Origin of the sequence: Methylobacterium sp. 17Sr1-1 (genome assembly GCF_003173775.1) — a bacterium.
In the GTDB taxonomy this organism is placed as follows: Bacteria; Pseudomonadota; Alphaproteobacteria; order Rhizobiales; family Beijerinckiaceae; genus Methylobacterium.
The window spans coordinates 1,365,441-1,379,164 of record NZ_CP029552.1; the positions used below are offsets into that span (position 1 = coordinate 1,365,441).

Consider the following 13,724-nt stretch of genomic DNA (forward strand, 5'->3'; position numbering starts at 1 on the left):
ACATCGTGTGGGAGGGAAATGGTCTAGCTTGGCCTCGATCGGGGAACCTGCTGGGGACCATCATGAAGAAACTCCTGAGTGCTTTCGCTGCCTTCACCGCGCTGACCGCCGCCGCTTCGGCCGCGGACCTGCCGCGTCGCGTTGCTCCGCCGCCGGTCTTCACGCCGGTGCCGGTCTTCACCTGGACGGGCTTCTACGCCGGTTTCAACGCCGGCTACGGCTTCAACACCGCTGACACCCGCGCCCCGACCGTCGTCGGCGTGCCGGCCGGCGCCACCGCCGCCAGCAGCGTGTTCGTCACCGGCGCCGGCGCCCCGACCACCGGCGTGCTCGCCTTCGGCAACCGCAACAGCAACGACGGCTTCGTCGGCGGCGGCCAGATCGGCTACAACTACCAGTTCACCCCGGGCTCGGGCGTGGTCGTCGGCATCGAGGCCGACGCCCAGTACGTCGACTTCGGCCGTGACCGCAACCGCTACGCCTTCGCCACCGTCGCCGGCGGCGGCGTCGCCCCGGGCACCCTGGTGTTCAACCCGAACGGCATCTCGGGCCTGGACTTCTTCGGCACCGTGCGCGGCCGTCTCGGCTACGCCTGGGATCGCACCCTCGTGTACGCCACCGGCGGTTTCGCCTACGGCTCGGGCGGCGGTCGCGACTTCGGCCTGACCAACTCCTCGCGTGACGACTTCCAGACCGGCTGGACCGTCGGCGGCGGCGTCGAGTACGCTCTGCCCACCGACTCGTTCTTCAACTTCTTCCGTTCGTCGGCCGTGACCCTGAAGGTCGAAGGCCTGTACGTGAAGCTGGATCAGGGCAACCGCAACAACGGCGTGTTCGCTCAGACCGCCAACGGCACGCAGTACTCGGTGTTCTCGCCGGGCGTGGTGTCGGTCGGCCCGGCCAACCTGTACCGTCGCGAGACCGAGTTCGCGGTCGTCCGCGCCGGCCTGAACTACAAGTTCAACGCCTTCTAAGCATCGCACTCCGTCACTCCGACGGAGCGGAGCCCGGCCGAAAGGCCGGGCTCTTCGCGTTTGTGGCAGCACCCGACGACGGGACGACGCCTCTCTCGTTGGAGGCGGATCCATCGCCGTTGAAGCTTGATTGCCGCTGCGGCACGCTGCCGAATCGCAGCGCCCCGCCCGGTCCGAGCCGGAGCGCCCGCCGGAGACCTTGAGCGTTATGCGCGACACGCGGCCGAAAACCCTCGCGGACGCCGTCCGTCGCCTGCGGGCGGGCGATGCCGCCGGCGCCTGGGCGGCCCTGCCGGAGGGTGTACGGGACCTCGCGCGCCGGGCCGGGGACGGTCTGGCGCGCCTTCGCGGCGGCACGCGCCCAGGCGGCGCCGCACCGTCTCCCGGGCGCGTCCTGTCCGAGACCTATGCGGGCCCGCCGGGGCAGCGCGCCTACCGCCTCTACGTGCCGGGCGGCTATCGCGGTCGGCCGGTGCCGCTGGTGGTGATGCTGCACGGCTGCACCCAGTCGCCCGAGGATTTCGCCGCCGGCACCGGCATGGATGCGCTCGCCGAGGCCGAGACCTTCCTGGTCGCCTATCCGGAGCAGACGCGTCGCGCCAACCAGGCCCGGTGCTGGAACTGGTTCAGCCCCGCCGACCAGCCCCGCGACCACGGCGAGACCGGGGTGATCGCCGGCATCACGCGCGCGGTGATGGCGGCCTACGCGGTCGATCCGCGGCGGGTCGCGATCGCCGGGCTCTCGGCCGGGGGCGCGGCGGCAGCCAACGTCGCCGCGGCCTATCCGGACCTCTTTGCCGCGCTCGGGGTGCATTCGGGCCTGTGCGCGCTCGCCGCCCGCGACCTGCCGGGCGCGCTCGCGGCGATGCGCGACGGCGCCGCCGGGCAGGCGCCTCCGATCCCCACCATCGTGTTCCACGGCGACCGGGACGCCACCGTCAACCCGAAGAACGGCGCAGCGCTGATCGCCGCCACCGGCGGCCGCCTGATCCGGCGCGAGGACGGACGCTCGCCCAACGGCCGCGCCTTCGAGAGGAGCCTCTACGCCGACGAGACCGGCCACCCGGCCCACGAGCACTGGGTGATCCACGGCTCCGGCCACGCCTGGTCCGGCGGCAACCCGGCCGGCAGCCACACCGATCCGCAGGGGCCCGACGCGGCCCGGGAGATGTGGCGGTTCTTCCGGGAGCATCCCCGGAAGGGCTGATCCCTCACCGGTAGTCGTTCGGATCGAGCCCGTGGCGGGCGATCTTGTCGTAGAGGGTCTTTCGCGGGGTGCCCAGCGCCTCCGCCGCCACCCGCACGTCGCCGCCGGCCATGATCAGTTCGTCGCGGATCAGGCCGCGCTCGTGCCGATCCATCTGCTCGGCCAGGGTCGCCGGCCTCGCGGGCTCGGCCTGGGCCGGGCCGGTGGGGCTCAGGCCCAGGGCGCAGCGCTCGGCGAAGTGGCCGAGCTCGCGCACGTTGCCGGGCCAGTCGTGCCGGCTCAGGTGGTCGCGGATCGAGGGCGTCACTGGGGGGGCCTCGCGGTTGAAGCGGGCGGCGGCCTTGCGCAGGAAGTGCTCGAACAGGAGCGCCACGTCCTCGCGCCGCTCGCGCAAGGGCGGGATCGCCACCGAGACGACGTTCAGGCGGTAGTAGAGGTCGTCGCGAAAGGTGCCCTGCGCGGCGGCCTGGCCGAGGTCGATCTTGGTGGCGGCGACGACCCGCATGTCGACGGGCTGGATCGCGTTGGTGCCGAGCGGCTCGACCACCCGCTCCTGCAGCACGCGCAGGAGCTTGACCTGGATATTGAGCGCCATGCTCTCGATCTCGTCGAGGAACAGCGTGCCGCCATCGGCGTGCGCGATGCGCCCGACCCGCTTCTTGAGCGCGCCGGTGAAGGCGCCGGCCTCGTGGCCGAACAGCTCGCTCTCCACCACCGTGTCGGGGAGCGCACCGCAATTCATCGCGACGAAATGGCCCTTGGCCCGCCGGCTCCAGCGGTGGAGCGCGCTCGCCACCACCTCCTTGCCGGATCCCGTCTCGCCGAGCACCAGCACGTCGACGTCGGCCTCCGCCACCTCGCGCACGAACTGGCGCAGGCGGGTGATGCCCGGCGACACGCCGAGGAAGGCCGGGTCCTCCGCCACCGCGGCGTCGAGGCGGGCGCGCAAGGTCCGGTTCTCCTGCACCAGGGCGCGGCGCTCCAGCGCCCGGCGCACCGAGGCGACCAGGGTCTCGGCCGGATAGGGCTTGGCGAGGAAGTCGTAGGCGCCGGCGCGCATCGCCCGCACCGCCATGGTGATGTCGCCGTGGCCGGTGATCAGGATCACCGGCAATTCGGGGTCGGCCTCCTGGAGGGCGGCGAACAGGCCGAGCCCGTCGAGCCCCGGCAGGCGCACGTCGGTGACGACGACGCCCGGCGGGTCTGCCAGGACCGCCTTGAGCGCCGATTCGGCGTCGGCATGGGTCTCGACGGAGAAGCCCGCGAGGTCGAGGCTCTGGCCGTTGGCCCGGCGCACCTCCTCCTCGTCGTCGACGAAGACCACGCGTTGCGACGGCGCGCTCATGCGGCGGCTCCGGAGGCTGCGCCGGCCGCGCCGGGCGCCAGCGGCAGCTCGACCCGGAACAGTGCGCCGCCCTCGGGCGACGCCCCGGCCGAGAGGGTGCCGCCGCACTCCTCGACGATTCCGCGCGAGATCGCGAGGCCGAGGCCGAGGCCGCTGGCCTTGGTGGTGAAGAACGCGTCGAAGACCTGCGCGCCCCCGTCCGGCAGGCCGCTGCCGTTGTCGCTCACCTCCAGCACCGCGCTTCCCCTCATTGCGCTTCCCCCCAAGACGGCGCTTCCCTCCGAGACGGCGCTTCCCCCCAAGACCCGCACCGTCACGGCGATGCGTGGCTCGTCGACGCCCGCGACCGCGTCGAGGGCGTTCTGCACCAGGTTGACCACGACCTGCTCCAGCCGCGGCCCCTCCCCCAGGACATAAGGCGACGGCTCCGGCAGAGCGAGGGCGAGGTCGATACCCGAAAGCCGCCCCTCCACCACCTCCAGGCTCGCCCGCACGACGTCCGCCAGGGCCACCGGATCGCGCCGGCCCGAGGCCTTGCGGGCGAAGCCCTTGAGCTGGCGGGTCAGGCCGGCGATGCGCTCGGTCAGGCGGCCGACCGCGGACAGGTTCTCGGTCGCCTCGGGGTACCGTCCGCGCTGGATCAGGATGCCGGCATTGTCGGCGTAGGAGCGGATCGCCGCGAGCGGCTGGTTGATCTCGTGCGCCATGCTGGCGGCGAACTGGCCGAGCGCGGCGAGGCGCCCTGCATGGGCGAGCTCGCGCCCGAGGCGCTGGCGCTCGGCCTCCGCCAGCCGCCGCTCGGCGATCTCGGCCTTCAGCTGGCGGTTGGCCTCGGTGAGGGCCTGCGTCCGCGCCCGAACCCGCTCCTCCAGCTCGGTGCGCCGCGCCGCCGCCTCGGCGAGGCTCGCCCGCACGCGCCGGCGCCGGCCGGCGATCTCGGCGAGGCCCAGGGCCGCGAGGCCGACCGCGAGGCCGGCGATGACCTGGGCCTGGACCCGCTCGCGCCCGACCGCGACGCCGATCCGGGTCAGGGTGTGGAGCCGCCAGGTCGTGCCGGGGATCGGGGCATCGAGCGGAAGCGCCAGGCGCGCCGGCTCCGCCCCGTTCCCGACCCGAACCAGGGTCCCGCCCGCCGCCGGATGAAGCGGCAGGGGATCGAGGGGCGCGTCGCCGAATTCGAGCCGCTCGCGGATCAGCCGGCGCTCCTCGTCGGGCACCGGCCGCAGGGCGCCGAAGCGCCAGGCCGGCTCGCTCGCGACGAGCACGATGCCGCGGGGATCGGTGATCATCACGGATTCCCCACCCCGCTCGCTGACCGCGCGCCAGGCGGCCTCGATGCCGTCGAACTCGACCTTGACCACCACCACCCCGGTCCGCCCGCCCGGGCCGGCGACCCGGCGGCTGAGATAGAGGCCGGGCCGGCCGCTGACGGTGCCGAGCGCGAATTGCCGGCCCACCCCCTCGCTCTGCGCCTGCTGGAAATAGGGGCGGAAGGCGTAGGACGCCCCGACGAAGCTGCCCGGCTCGCCGGCATTGCTCGCCGCCACCGCGTATCCGTCCTGGCGGATGACGTAGATCACCGCCGCCCCCGAGGCACGGGCGATCTCGGCCAGCCGGTCGTTCACCCGGGCGAGCAGCGCCGGATCCGGCGCCGGCCCGACCGCCGCCGCGATCTCGGGGTCGCTGGCGAGCGCCAGCGGCAGCGATCCCTGCTTCTGCATCTCGGTGCGGAAGGCGGCGACGTGGAGCGCCAGCGTCGCGTTGGCCGAGCGGCGCAGGTCGGTCAGCGCCGCCCGCTCGGCATAGCGGCCGGCGAAGAGCGAGGCGGCCAGCACCGCCGCGAGGCCGAGGAGCCACGGCAGCGCCGGGGAGCGCGGCAGCGCGCGCCAGCCGGTCACGGCCGCCCCGCGGGACGGCGGACCTGGCGCCGGTCGGTTGCGGATTTCCGCACCGGATCCGGGCCCGCGTTGCGGCGCGCCGGAAGGCTCCACCGGGCCGTCTCCTCCATCATTCAAAAAAACCTTTTATTCGTCTGTACTTAACAAAAAATTTCGAATTTTTGCCGGCTGGCACGCCGGTTGCCATTGTGTGTCCGTCCGCGGCCTGCCGGTGCGCGGCAGGCCTGCGAAAAGGTCGACAATCGCCGAAAGGCCAAGACGCCCATAGGCCAAGACGCCCAAAGGCCAAGACCAAGAGCATCCCCGCGATCCACCGCGAAACGCCGACCCGCAACGAGCCATATAGGGAGAACGTCCGATGGCTACGATCCCGTCCCCGCTGACCGCGCCCCATGCGCCGCCGGCCCCGAAGCCGATCTACAAGACCCTCTATTTCCAGGTCCTCGTCGCCGTCGCGATCGGCATCACGCTCGGGCATTTCTACCCGCAGCTCGGCGCCGACATGAAGCCGCTCGGCGACGCCTTCATCAAGCTCGTCAAGATGATCATCGCCCCGGTGATCTTCCTCACCGTGGTCTCCGGCATCGCCGGCATGACCAACCTCGAGAAGGTCGGCCGGGTCGGCGGCAAGGCGCTGATCTACTTCCTCACCTTCTCGACGCTGGCGCTCATCGTCGGGCTGATCATCGCGAACCTCGTCCAGCCGGGCGCTGGCATGCATATTGACCCGAAGTCGCTCGATCCCAAGCAGATCGCGATGTACGCCGAGAAGGCGAAGACGCAGTCGATCACCGACTTCCTGATGAACATCATCCCGACGACGGCGGTCGGTGCGTTCACCAGCGGCGAGATCCTGCAGGTCCTGTTCTTCTCGATCCTGTTCGGCTTCGGCCTCGCCTTCCTGGGCGAGCGCGGCAAGCCGGTGCTCGACTTCATCAAGATCCTGTCCGAGGCGGTCTTCGGCGTCGTCAACATCATCATGAAGGTCGCCCCCATCGGCGCCTTCGGCGCGATGGCCTTCACCATCGGCAAGTACGGCATCTCCTCGCTCGCCAACCTCGCCTACCTCGTCGGCGCGTTCTACCTGACCTCGGCGATCTTCATCTTCGTCGTCCTCGGCGCCGTCGCCCGCTACAACGGCTTCTCGATCGTCAAGCTGGTCCGCTACATCAAGGAGGAGCTGCTGCTCGTCCTCGGTACCTCGTCCTCCGAGTCGGCCCTGCCCTCGCTGCTCGAGAAGATGGAGCGCGCCGGCTGCTCGAAGCCCGTCGTCGGCCTCGTGGTCCCGACCGGCTACTCGTTCAACCTCGACGGCACCAACATCTACATGACCATGGCGGCCCTGTTCATCGCCCAGGCGACGGACACGCCCCTCTCCCTCGGCGAGCAGGCCCTGCTCCTCCTCGTCGCGATGCTGTCCTCGAAGGGCGCGGCGGGCGTCACCGGCTCGGGCTTCATCACCCTGGCGGCGACCCTCGCGGTGGTCCCCTCCGTGCCGGTCGTCGGCATGGCGCTGATCCTCGGCATCGACCGCTTCATGTCGGAGTGCCGGGCGCTCACCAACTTCATCGGCAACGCGGTCGCCTGCATCGTGGTCGCCCGCTGGGAGGGTGAGGTCGACATGGACCGCCTGAAGGCCGCCCTCGACGGCAACCCGCTGCCGCTCGACGAGGGCGCCCCGGTCCCGGTTCTCCAGGCCGCCGAGTAAGTGACGCTCCGGGGTTTCGGCCCCGGAATTCGGGATGAGGGGCGGCCCTGCGCGCGGCGCGGGGCCGCCCTTCTCGTTTTCCGAGCTATCCTCCGGCCTCGTTTCCGGGAGGATCCACGATGACGGACGGCGACTGGCGCGGGATGGACCGCGCGACCCTGAGCAGGGCCTACGACAATTCCGGTGCGGTTCCCGGCAGCAGCGCCTTCATGGCGTCCTTGCGCGAGCGCAGCGCGGCGTTCCGCGAGACGCGGTCCGGCGAACTCGACATCCCGTACGGCGGCGGCGCGCGGCAGCGTTTCGACCTCTTCCGCTGCGGCCGGCCGCAGGCGCCGCTGCTCGCCTTCATCCATGGCGGCTACTGGCAGCGCAACGACAAGCAGGGTTTTTCCGCGCTGGCCGAAGGCCCGCTCGCCCGCGGCCTCGATGTCGCGATGATCGGCTACACCCTCTGCCCCGAGGCGACGATGACCGTGCTGTGCGCCGAGATCCCGGCGGCGCTGGCCGCCTTGCGGGCCCATGCGAACCCGCCGCGCCTCGTCGTCTCGGGCTGGTCGGCCGGCGGCCACCTCGCGGCGCTCGCCATGGCCTGCCCGGAGGTCGATGCCGGCCTGGCGCTGAGCGGGGTCTTCGACCTCGCGCCGATCCGGCGCACGGCCCTCGACGACGCGCTCCGCCTCAGCGAGGACGAGGTCGCAGGCCTCTCGCCGATCCGGCATCTGCCGGTGAAAGCCGGCCCCCTCACCGTGGCCTACGGGCGGAGGAGCTGCCGGAGCTGTGCCGGCAGTCGCAGGTCTACCACGCTGCCTGGGCCGGGACCGGGCTCCCCGGCGACCTGCTGCCGCTCCCCGGCGACGACCACTTCACCGTGCTCGACCAGATGATCCGGCCGGACGGGGCGCTGACCGAGGCGGCGTTGCGGCTCGCCGCCGTGTGACGCGGGGCTCGCCCTGGCACCGGTCCCGCCCTAAAGCTACCGCGCCAGGGTGACGGCGCGGGCTCGGACATGGGCCCGTGCGAGCGACAGAGAGCGGGCATGGGCCAGCAGCACGATCACGCGCACGAGCATGGCGATCACGACCATCACGGCCACGACCACGGGCACGGTCATCACCACGGCGCGGGTCACCATCATGGCGCGGGCCATAGCCATGGCCCGGGCCACGTCCACGCCCCGGCGAATTTCGGCCGCGCCTTCGCGATCGGGATCGCGCTCAACACCGGCTTCGTGCTGATCGAGGGCGCCTACGGATTCCTGACCGATTCGGTGGCGCTGCTGGCCGATGCCGGCCACAACCTCTCGGACGTGCTCGGCCTCGTCGTCGCCTGGGCGGCGGCGACGCTCGGGCAGCGCCAGCCGACGGCGCGGTTCACCTACGGCCTGCGCTCGTCCTCGATCCTGGCCGCCCTGTTCAACGCGGTCTTCCTGCTGGTCGCGGTCGGGGCCATCGCGTGGGAGGCGGTGCAACGCTTCCACGAACCCGCCCCCGTCCCGGGCCTCACCGTGACGATCGTGGCGCTGATCGGCATCGCGGTGAACGGCGTCACCGCCTGGCTGTTCGCCTCGGGAGCCAAGGGCGACCTCAACGTGCGCGGCGCCTACCTGCACATGCTGGCCGACGCCGCGGTCTCGGCCGGTGTCGTGGTGGCGGGCCTCGTCATCATGGGAACCGGCTGGACCTGGATCGACCCTCTGACCAGCCTCGTCATCGTGGCGGTGATCGTCGCCGGCACCTGGGGGCTCCTGCGCGACAGCGTCGTGCTGTCGCTGAACGCCGTGCCGCCCGGCATCGACCCGGCGGCGGTGCGCCGCTGCCTCGCCGAGCGGCCGGGCGTCGCGGAGGTCCACGACCTCCACGTCTGGCCGATGAGCACCACCGAGACCGCGCTCACCGCCCATCTGGTGATGCCCGAGGGCCATCCCGGCAACGCCTTCCTGCACGACTGCGCTGCGGTCCTGAAGAGCCGCTTCGGCATCGCCCACGTGACGCTGCAGGTCGAGCTGGCGGGGGGACCGGCCTGTGCGCTGGCGCCGGACCACGTGGTCTGAAAACGAATACGATTCGTTTTTCGCGACCTGAACCAGAGGAGCGCGATTCCCCTCTCCCACACGGGAGAGGGGATCCCGCGTCATTCCATTCTCGCGCCGAGCATCGGCGATGGTTTTTTCACCCCGCCTTGCGCACCGGCTGGCGCGCCAGCACCGCCTCCGCCGCACGCCCCGTCAGCTCCGCCCGGTGGTCGAAGCGGGTGGTGAAGGTGCCGACGCCGGCGGTGGCCGAGCGCAGCTCGACGATGAGGTCGGTCATCTCGGATTCCGGGATCAAGGCCTCGACCACGTCCCAGCCGGACCAGCCGGGCCGCGCGTCGAAGCCCAGGATCTGGCCGCGGCGGGCGGTGACGAGGCCGGTCGCCTTCGCGGTGGCGCCGCTCGGCACCGCCATCGACACCGCGAGGATCGGCTCCAGCAGCACCGGGCCGGCCTTGGCGAGCGCGTCCTCGAGCGCCAGCCGCGTCGCGGCCTGGAAGGCGGCGTCCGAGGAATCGACGGCGTGCGCCGCCCCGTCCTTGAGCGTCACCGCGATGTCGACGACGGGGAAGCCGAGCGGTCCCCTGGCGGTGAAGGCCCGGGCGCCGGCCTCGACGGAGGCGATGTACTGGCGCGGCACCGCGCCGCCCACCACCTCGTCCTCGAACGAGAACCCCTCGCCCCGCGGCAGCGGCCGCACCGCCAAAGCCACGTCGGCGAACTGGCCGTGGCCGCCGGTCTGCTTCTTGTGCCGCGCCCGCGCCTCGGCCGGGCCGCGGACCGTCTCGCGATAGGCGATCCGGGCCCGCTCGGTCTCGACCCCGATGCCGAAGCGCGAGGCCAGCCGCTCCACCGCGACCCGCAGGTGCATCTCGCCCTGGCCGGACAGGCGCAGGTCGCCGAGCTCGGCCCGGTGCTCGACGATCAGCGCCGGATCCTCGTCGGCGAGCTTCGTCAGCGCCGCCGAGAGGCGCACGTCGTCCTTGCGGTCGCGCACCCGCAGGGCCACGGCGTGGACCGGCTCGGGCGCCGGCAGGCTCACCAAGGCCCCGGGCACCTCGGAGCCGGTCGCCAAGGTCTCGGCGGTGGAGACCGGATCGAGCTTGGCGAGGCCCACGACCTCACCCTCGTGAGCTTCCGGCACCCGGTGGCCGGCGGCGCCCGCGAGCTGGCTCAGCCCCGCCACCCGGGCGGAGCCGCCGCCCGAGCCCGTCACCGCCTCGCCCTCGCGGATCGCCGCCCGCAGCACGCGGCCGACCGAGAGCTTGCCGCCGAAGCCGGTATGGAGCGTCTTCATCACCTGGACGAGCGGCGCCCCCTCCCCGTCGATCCCGAGGCGCACGCGGGTCTCGGGCAGGCCCGGCGCCTCGTGCCGGAGCGCCTTCAGCAGGCGGGTGACGCCGTGGCCGTGCTCGGCCGAACCGAACAGCACCGACACCGCCCGGCCCTCGCGCAGCTCGCGGGCAAGGTCGGCAAAGACCCGGTCGGCCTGCGGCTCGACCTCCGCGATCAGGTCCTCCATCAGGGCGTCGTCGTGGTCGGCGAGGCGCTCCAGCATCGTGTAGCGCTCGGCCTTCTCCCGCGGCAGCTCGCCGTCGGGCAGGGCCACCACCTCGCTTTGCGCCTGCTCGCGCCAGATGAAGGCGCGCTCCAGAGCGAGATCGATGAAGCCGACCGCCGCCTCGCCCTCGATCAGGGGGATCTGGCGCATCAGCAGCGGCACCCGCGAGGCGGGTTGCAGCAGCGCGAGCGCGTCGCGCAGGGAGCCCGGCGCGGTCTCGGCCTTGTTGATGAAGAGGAGGCGCGGGATGCCGGCGGCCTCGAGCTCGCGCAGGGTCAGCTCCAGCGCCGGCAGCTTGCGCTCGTCGGCCTCGCAGACCACGATCGCGGCGTCGCAAGGAGGCAGCACCGCCCGCAGGTCGTGCGCGAACTCGATCGAGCCGGGACAATCGACGAAGGTGAACGCCTCGCCGAGGAAGCGCGTCGTGGCGAAGGCCGGCTCCACGCTCATGCCGTGGCTCCGCGCCTCGGGCGAGGTGTCGCCGATCCGGGAGCCGGCGCGCCCGGGCCGGTCGATCGCGCCGGTGCGATGGAGGATGGCCTCGAGCAGGGCGGTCTTGCCGCTCTGGAACGGACCGACGATCGCGATGCACCTGTGCTGCGCAGCCACGTGACGTCTCCACCCTGTCTTTATTGACAGGGAGTTAAGCACCGGGACGAGGCGGGGTCCAGGCGGCAGGTGTGCAGGCGCGAAGACGGGCCGATATAGACAGCATGAAACCCGCCGCGGAGGCGAGGCAACCAACGGGAAGCGCCCGATGCCCGAGATCGACGTCGACCACCTGCGCGGCTGGATCGGCCGCACCCGGGAGGTCGAGGACTTCGTGACGCCGCGCCTCGTCGCCGAGTACCGGGCGACGCTCGGCCCTCACCTCGCCCCGGTGGCGGAGGGCGAGGCGCCGCTGGCCCTGCACTGGTGCCTCGCCCCCGAGACGCCGGCGGCCGACGCGCTCGGGCCGGACGGCCACGCGGCGAAGGGCGGGTTCCTGCCCCCGGTGCCGCTGCCGCGGCGGATGTGGGCCGGCGGCGAGGTCGAGACGCTGGCGCCCTTGCGCATCGGCGACCGGGTGGTGCGGCGCGAGACCGTGTCGGACGTGGCGGTGAAGCGCGGTCGCACCGGCACGCTCTGCTTCGTCACCGTGCGGCACGAATACCTGACCGAGCGGGGCCCGGCGATCCGCGACCGGCAGGACATCGTCTACCGCGAGGCCAGCCGGCCGGGCGACGCCGCACCGGCGCCGAAACCCGTGCCCGCCGAGGACGAGGCGGCGTGGTCGGTCGAGGCCGATTCCGTGCTGCTGTTCCGGTACTCGGCGATGACCTTCAACGGCCACCGCTTCCACTACGACCACCCCTATGCCACGCAGGTCGAGGGCTATGCCGGCCTCGTCGTGCACGGGCCGATGCAGGCGAGCCTGCTCCTCAACCTCGCCGCCAGCCGCCTCGGCCGGGTGCCGGCGCGCTTCCGCTACCGCGGCGTCGCGCCAATGATCGCGGGATCCCGCTTCGCGGTGGCGGGCCGGCCGGAGGGCGATGAGTTCCGCGGCTGGACGGCGGTCGGCGGGGCGGTCCACATGGAGGCGGAGGCCGTCTTGGAGGCTGAGGCCGTCTTGGAGGCGGAGGCAGGTTAGGCGATCGGCGCATTGCGGGGCCGGGATCGAACTGTCACGTTCACCGCCGAACAAACAACGACAACGAGGAAACGCCATGCCGACTCCGTCCCGCCCCGCTCAGGGACTCACCCGTCGCGCCCTCGCGGCCGGCGCCGCCCTGCTCCTCCTGTCGGGCGCCGCCCTCGCCCAGGCGCCGATCGTGATCAAGTTCAGCCACGTCGTCGCGCCCGACACGCCGAAGGGCCGCGGCGCCGACCGGTTCAAGGAGCTGGCGGAAAAGTACACCAACGGCAAGGTGAAGGTGGAGGTCTACCCGAACTCGCAGCTGTTCAAGGACAAGGAAGAGGTCGAGGCGCTGCAGCTCGGCGCGGTGCAGATGCTGGCGCCGTCGCTGGCGAAGTTCGGGCCGCTCGGCGCCAAGGAGTTCGAGGTCTTCGACCTGCCCTATATCCTGCCCGACAAGGCGGCCCTGCGCCGGGTCACCGACGGGGCGCTCGGCAAGCGGCTGTTCGACAAGCTCCAGTCGAAGGGCATCACCGGGCTCGCCTACTGGGACAACGGCTTCAAGGTGATGAGCGCCAACAAGCCGCTGAAGATGCCGGCGGACTTCCGCGGCCTGAAGATGCGGATCCAGTCCTCGAAGGTGCTGGAGGCGCAGTTCCGCGCGCTCGGCGCGATCCCGCAGGTGATGGCCTTCTCGGAGGTCTACCAGGGCATGCAGACCGGCGTGGTCGACGGCTCGGAGAACACGCCCTCGAACATGTTCACCCAGAAGCACCACGAGGTGCAGAAGTTCATCACCCTGTCCGACCACGGCTATATCGGCTACGCGGTCATCACCAACAAGAAGTTCTGGGACGGCCTGCCGGCGGACATCCGCACCGAGCTCGACAAGGCGATGAAGGAAGCCACGGCCTACGCCAACGAGGTCGCCGACAAGGACAATGCCGACGCGCTGGAGGAGATGAAGAAGTCCGGCAAGACCACCTTCATCACGCTCAACGCCGACGAGAAGGCGGCCTGGAAGGCGGCGCTCGAACCGGTCACCGCCGACATGGCCAAGCGCGTCGGCAAGGACGTGATCGAGGAGTTCCAGAAGGAGGCGAAGGGCGGGACGCAGTAGGCGGCAATCCCGACCTCCCCCGACCGACGTATCCGACGATCGCGCCCCGCCGTCGAGGCATCGACGGCGGGGTTTTTCTCGTGGCGACGACGCCGGGAAGGACCGGACCCGGGACGATACTTTGCCGGGCAACGATCTAAAGGCTCCCGGCCGCCACGGTCTTGGAAGCAGGACTGCCGATGCCCTCGGCAACCTTCACAGGACTGTCGCAGAACGCCCATACAGAGCGAACACAGTCCGAAACATGCTGTAACAAGGCAGACCCGC

10 protein-coding genes are annotated in these 13,724 nt (G+C 71.8%); 7 read left to right on the forward strand and 3 right to left on the reverse strand.

Annotated features, from left to right (window positions below; genetic code table 11):
* Positions 1-62 precede the first annotated feature (62 nt).
* Both DK412_RS06195 and DK412_RS06200 read left to right on the forward strand, forming a co-directional pair.
* Positions 63-974 (forward strand): porin, encoded by a 912-nt coding sequence (locus tag DK412_RS06195; RefSeq protein ID WP_109971238.1) that lies wholly within the window; start codon positions 63-65, stop codon positions 972-974.
* A 208-nt stretch (positions 975-1,182) separates the two neighbouring features.
* The gene (locus DK412_RS06200) at positions 1,183-2,181 is read left to right on the forward strand and encodes a PHB depolymerase family esterase (RefSeq protein ID WP_109971239.1); all 999 of its coding nucleotides are present in this window, start codon (positions 1,183-1,185) and stop codon (positions 2,179-2,181) included.
* Positions 2,182-2,185: 4 nt separating this feature from the next.
* Here DK412_RS06200 and DK412_RS06205 read toward each other — a convergent pair whose 3' ends face one another.
* A complete protein-coding gene (locus DK412_RS06205; protein WP_109971240.1) occupies positions 2,186-3,526 on the reverse strand; it encodes a sigma-54 dependent transcriptional regulator in 1,341 nt (446 codons plus the stop codon).
* Positions 3,523-5,424 carry an ATP-binding protein gene (locus DK412_RS06210; RefSeq protein WP_109971241.1) on the reverse strand — a complete coding sequence of 634 codons (1,902 nt, stop codon included), beginning with the start codon at positions 5,422-5,424 and terminating at the stop codon, positions 3,523-3,525. The genes DK412_RS06205 and DK412_RS06210 overlap by 4 nt, the downstream gene beginning before the upstream one ends.
* A gap of 358 nt (positions 5,425-5,782) precedes the next feature.
* Between DK412_RS06210 and DK412_RS06215 the strand changes: the two genes are divergently transcribed.
* From DK412_RS06215 to DK412_RS06225, 3 genes are all read left to right on the forward strand, one after another.
* On the forward strand, positions 5,783-7,132 hold the full coding sequence (locus DK412_RS06215) for a dicarboxylate/amino acid:cation symporter (protein ID WP_109971242.1): 1,350 nt from the start codon (positions 5,783-5,785) through the stop codon (positions 7,130-7,132).
* Between the two features lie 119 nt (positions 7,133-7,251).
* Positions 7,252-8,016, forward strand: a complete 765-nt coding sequence (locus tag DK412_RS06220) for an alpha/beta hydrolase fold domain-containing protein (protein ID WP_245447449.1) — start codon at positions 7,252-7,254, stop codon at positions 8,014-8,016.
* A 152-nt stretch (positions 8,017-8,168) separates the two neighbouring features.
* Positions 8,169-9,182, forward strand: coding sequence for a cation diffusion facilitator family transporter (locus DK412_RS06225; protein ID WP_109971243.1), 1,014 nt, complete (start codon positions 8,169-8,171; stop codon positions 9,180-9,182).
* A 118-nt stretch (positions 9,183-9,300) separates the two neighbouring features.
* Here DK412_RS06225 and DK412_RS06230 read toward each other — a convergent pair whose 3' ends face one another.
* Positions 9,301-11,331: an elongation factor G gene (locus tag DK412_RS06230; RefSeq protein WP_109971244.1), complete on the reverse strand. Its 2,031-nt coding sequence runs from the start codon at positions 11,329-11,331 to the stop codon at positions 9,301-9,303.
* Between the two features lie 148 nt (positions 11,332-11,479).
* Here DK412_RS06230 and DK412_RS06235 point away from each other — a divergent pair, with 148 nt between their 5' ends.
* Both DK412_RS06235 and DK412_RS06240 read left to right on the forward strand, forming a co-directional pair.
* A complete protein-coding gene (locus tag DK412_RS06235; RefSeq protein WP_109971245.1) occupies positions 11,480-12,352 on the forward strand; it encodes a MaoC family dehydratase N-terminal domain-containing protein in 873 nt (290 codons plus the stop codon).
* Between the two features lie 76 nt (positions 12,353-12,428).
* A complete protein-coding gene (locus tag DK412_RS06240) occupies positions 12,429-13,457 on the forward strand; it encodes a TRAP transporter substrate-binding protein (RefSeq protein ID WP_109971246.1) in 1,029 nt (342 codons plus the stop codon).
* Positions 13,458-13,724 lie beyond the last annotated feature (267 nt).